This is a genomic window from Acidovorax sp. (assembly GCF_046339755.1).
Lineage (GTDB): Bacteria > Pseudomonadota > Gammaproteobacteria > Burkholderiales > Burkholderiaceae_C > Acidovorax.
In genome coordinates, this window is sequence record NZ_JBKDTZ010000342.1 from 1 (window position 1) to 4,167 (window position 4,167).

A 4,167-nucleotide genomic window follows, 5' to 3' on the forward strand; every position below is an offset into this window, starting at 1 on the left:
CAGCGCAGCGTCTCGCCCCCGCTGCGGCGCCCGGCGCCCCGGCCCCAGCGCCGCGTCACCCCCGCCCGGGCGGCCCTGGCCCGGCCGCGCCGCGCCTTCGGCGTGCGCCTGGCGCCGCGGGAGGCCGCATGACGGCCAGCGACTACGGCTCCGTGCCCGCCCTGGGCGGCGATGCCAGCCTGGCGGCCGAAAACGCCGAGCTGCGGCTGCGCCTGCAGGAACTCGAAGAGACCCTGCACGCCATCCACACCGGCGATGTGGACGCGCTGGTGGTCAACAATGCCATCTTCACGCTGGAAAGCGCGCACGCGGCTACCGACCAGCTGCGCCAGGACGTGCTGGGCCAAATGGAGGATGCCGTCTTCGCCTTCGACAGCGATGGGCTGGTGATGTACGTCAACACCGCCGCGGAGCGGCTCTACGGTGTGCGCGCCTCCGACGTGTTGGGCCAGCCCAGGCAGTTCATCTTCACCGAAATGCCGGGCAGCGGCGAGCAAAGCGCGGTGCCGGCCGACCCCGGCGCCCTGTCTACCCTGGGCACCGTGCACCGTTTGAACAGCGGCCGGCTGATCGACGTGGAGGCCGTGGTCTCGCCCCTGCGCGGCCCGCTGGGCCAGCCCCTGGGCTCGCTGGCCGTGGTGCGCGACGTCACCCACCGCCGGCGCGCCGAGCACTGGCGCAACATGCTGGCGCGCCTGCCCGAGCGGCTGCGCGAGGTGGGCGCGCTGCCGGCCATCGCGGCCGAAGGCGCGCGCCTGCTCGGCGAGACGTTGCGCGTGGACCGGGTCAGCTACGGCAGCGTCGATGCCACGGGCGAGCTGTGCACCATCGACCAGGACTTCAGCACCCATGGCTTGGGCACGCTGGCGGGCACCTGGCGCCTGAGCGATCTGGCCTCTGCCTCCGATGTGCTGTGGCGCGGTGAACCCCTGGCGGTGGCCGACACTGCGGCGGATCCGGCGCGCTACCCGCAGGGCACGCTCGATACCCAGGGGGTGGGCGCCCTGCTCAGCGTGCCGCTGATCGAGCAGGGCCAGCTCGTGGCCATCGTCTTCCTGCACCACGGTGGCACGCGGGCGTGGACGCGGGAGGAGATCCACTTGGTGCGCGAATTCGCCGAGCGCATCCGCTCCGTCTCCGAGCGGGTGCGCAGTGCCCATGCGCTGGCGCTCAGCGAGGCCCGTCTGCGCGACGCGAACGAGAATCTGGAGGCCGCCGTGGCCGCCCGCACGGGCGAGCTGATGGCGGTAGAGGAAGCGCTGCGCCAGTCGCAGAAGATGGAGGCCGTCGGCCAGCTCACGGGCGGCATCGCGCACGACTTCAACAACCTGCTGGGCGCCGTGAGTGCCAGCCTGCAGGTGCTCAAGGTGCGCATGCAGCAGGGCAAGCTCGACCAGGCTGAGCGCTACATCGCCATGGGGCAGGACTCGGTCAAGCGCGCTGCCGCGCTGACCCAGCGCCTGCTGGCCTTTGCCCGGCGCCAGACGCTGGACCCCAAGGCCACCGACCTCAACCGCCTGGTGGCCGGGCTCGAGGAGCTGGTGCGCCGCACCGTGGGGCCGGACGTGCAGGTCGAGTGCACGGCCGCCCAGGGGCTTTGGACCACGCGGGTGGACCCGTCGCAGCTTGAGAATTCGCTGCTCAACCTGTGCATCAATGCGCGCGACGCCATGCTTCCCGGTGGCGGGCGCCTGGCCATCGCCACGGCCAATGTCGCGGCAACGGACAGCGCGTTGCAGAGCCAGGGACTGCCTGCGGCCGACTACGTGTGCCTGTCGGTCACCGACACCGGCTCGGGCATGCCGGCGGAGCTGATCGAGCAGATCTTCGACCCCTTCTTCACCACCAAGCCCACCGGCCAGGGCACGGGCCTGGGCCTGTCGATGGTGTATGGCTTTGTGCGCCAGTCAGGCGGACACGTGCGCGTGCACTCCGAAGTCGGCGTGGGCACCACCATGCGCCTGTACCTGCCGCGCCACGACGGCCAGGTGCAGGAGGATGCGGCCGATGGCCCGGCCGACACCGTGCAGCAGGGCGAGGGCGAAACCATCCTGGTGGTGGAGGACGAGAGCACCATCCGCGCCCTGACCGTGGAGGTGCTCAAGGAGGCCGGCTACGTGGTGGTCGAGGCGCAAGATGGCAGCAGCGCCCTGCGTACGCTGGAGGCCATGCGCCGCGTAGACCTGCTTATCACTGACGTGGGCCTGCCCGGCGGGCTCAACGGCCGCCAGGTGGCGGACGCGGCACGGCATGACCGGCCGCAGCTCAAGGTGCTGTTCATCACCGGCTTTGCCCAGAACGCCGCCGTGGGCAACGGCCTGCTGAACGCCGGCATGGAGGTCATGACCAAGCCCTTCGAGCTCACGGCCCTGGCCCGCAAGGTGCGCGACATGATGGACGGCCAGACCGAGCGCACCCGGACCCAGCCCCCTTCCTGAAAAACCCCCCCCCTGGAGACAGACCGCATGACGACGCTCACCCGTTGGCTTGGCCGGATGGCCATGAAGACCATTCAGAAGGCCTTGCCCGCCAGGGGCGAAACCAGCAGGCCGCGCTGGAGGCCGGCACGGTGGGCTTCGAAGGCGAGCTGTTCGCGGGCCGGCCGGATTTCGATGCGCTGCTGGGCCGTGGCGCCAATGCTCTGAGCACCCGTGAGCAGACCTTCCTGGACGGGGAGGTGCGCACCCTCAACGCCATGCTCGACGAGTTCGAGATCGACGAGGCGCATGACCTGCCGCCCGAGGTCTGGCAGTTCCTGCGCGAGCGCAGGTTCTTCGGCATGATCATTCCCGAGGAGCATGGCGGCCTGGGCTTCGGCCACCATGCCCATGCCACCGTGGTGGCCCGCATCGCCAGCGTCAACGTCGCCGCCGCCGTGACGGTGATGGCGCCCAACTCGCTGGGGCCGGCCGAGCTGCTGCTGAGTGACGGCACGGCAGAGCAGAAGGCGCACTACCTGCCGCGCTTGGCCGACTGCCGGGAACTGCCGTGTTTTGCGCTCACCTCCCCGTCCGCGGGATCGGCCGCCGCGTCCATCCCCGAAGGCACAACCCCAACTGCTGCCCGTGGCGCGCGTGGCCATGCAGACTCAACTGGCGCGCGCCACGCGTGCGCTTCAGGACCTGCACCACAACATGCCGTACCGCCTGCTGCTCGCAGGCTCGCGCGGCATCGTGCTGCCCGGCGACACCCGCCTGCTGGAGCTGGCCCGCGCGCTGCAACAGGACCAACAGCTGGTGCAGGCCCTGTGCCCGGATGTCGGTGTGCCCGAGTCGGGGGGACTCAAGGACCTGATCCAGGCACTGGAGCTGTTCAGGCCCCTCGCGGGGGAACTGGAGGCCTTGAACAAGGTGCTGCGGCGCACCCGCTCACTGGAGCAAGCGGCGGGGGCTGCAGCCGATCCCGCGGCGGCGCTGGCCTACCTGCATGCTGCGGACCGGGTGATCCAGGTGGACGACTTCGAGTAAGGACCGCCCGCGCCATGGTTGGCGCTGCGGCTACTCGGACGAGTCGGAAGGGGAATGCGGAGCAGCGACCGTGGCCAGCGTCGCGGCCGGAACCGCCTGCACCTGCACCTCCTTGGCCGGGCCCCGCCAGAAGCCAGGGTCCATGCTGTTGGCCAGCACCATGGCCAGCACAACCAGGGCGGCTGCCACCTCGGCGTACAGCAGGCCACGGCTCTCCCACGGAGAAACGGGTTGAGGAAACTCGCCGGCGGGGCGGTGGCCGGAGGTGGCGGGCGCGGGCTGGGTGGTCACGGCATACTCCTGAAAGTAGGTGCTTGAAGGTAACCGGTCACAGGCCCCGGGCTTGTCGGACGGGATGCCCAACGGTGTCGGGCAGGCAAGAAAAGAAACGCAGCGAAGGCCACTAGCGCCAACCCCAACGGTCCCGCAGATCCTCGCTGATACGGCACGGCCTGAGACAGTCGGCGCTGTTGCCTATCCCGTATGAAAGATGGCGGTCACACAGCGCGCGGCCAGCCGTTTCTTGAAGCGCGCCTCGGCCTGTGCGGCTTGCAGCGCGCCGGGCAGCAGGTTCACTGCCTGCGGAAAGCGCATCGGGTTGATGAAGTCCACCAGCAGCAGCACGGTAGGGCTGGGCTTGGGCTGCGGTCGTTTCGCCCGCAGGAAAGAGCCCGCTACCCTTGCCATGGCACTAGTGTCC

General features: G+C 70.2%; 4 protein-coding genes and 2 pseudogenes. 3 read left to right on the forward strand and 3 right to left on the reverse strand.

Features of this window, described 5'->3' with window-relative positions:
* Window positions 1–128: 128 nt before the first annotated feature.
* Window positions 129–2,438: an ATP-binding protein gene (locus tag ACK59X_RS29865; RefSeq protein WP_409962326.1), complete on the forward strand. Its 2,310-nt coding sequence runs from the start codon at window positions 129–131 to the stop codon at window positions 2,436–2,438.
* Window positions 2,439–2,512: 74 nt separating this feature from the next.
* Here ACK59X_RS29865 and ACK59X_RS29870 read toward each other — a convergent pair whose 3' ends face one another.
* Window positions 2,513–2,824, reverse strand: coding sequence for a hypothetical protein (locus ACK59X_RS29870; RefSeq protein WP_409962328.1), 312 nt, complete (start codon window positions 2,822–2,824; stop codon window positions 2,513–2,515).
* Between ACK59X_RS29870 and ACK59X_RS29875 the strand changes: the two are divergent.
* Window positions 2,756–2,914: pseudogene (locus tag ACK59X_RS29875) on the forward strand (acyl-CoA dehydrogenase family protein); the annotation flags it as partial. The gene ACK59X_RS29870 and the pseudogene ACK59X_RS29875 overlap by 69 nt on opposite strands.
* 166 nt (window positions 2,915–3,080) lie before the next feature.
* A complete protein-coding gene (locus ACK59X_RS29880; RefSeq protein ID WP_409962330.1) occupies window positions 3,081–3,467 on the forward strand; it encodes a hypothetical protein in 387 nt (128 codons plus the stop codon).
* Window positions 3,468–3,497: 30 nt separating this feature from the next.
* Here ACK59X_RS29880 and ACK59X_RS29885 read toward each other — a convergent pair whose 3' ends face one another.
* The gene (locus tag ACK59X_RS29885) at window positions 3,498–3,758 is read right to left on the reverse strand and encodes a hypothetical protein (RefSeq protein ID WP_409962332.1); all 261 of its coding nucleotides are present in this window, start codon (window positions 3,756–3,758) and stop codon (window positions 3,498–3,500) included.
* 183 nt (window positions 3,759–3,941) lie between these two features.
* Window positions 3,942–4,167 (reverse strand): annotated as a pseudogene (locus tag ACK59X_RS29890) (hypothetical protein); the annotation flags it as partial.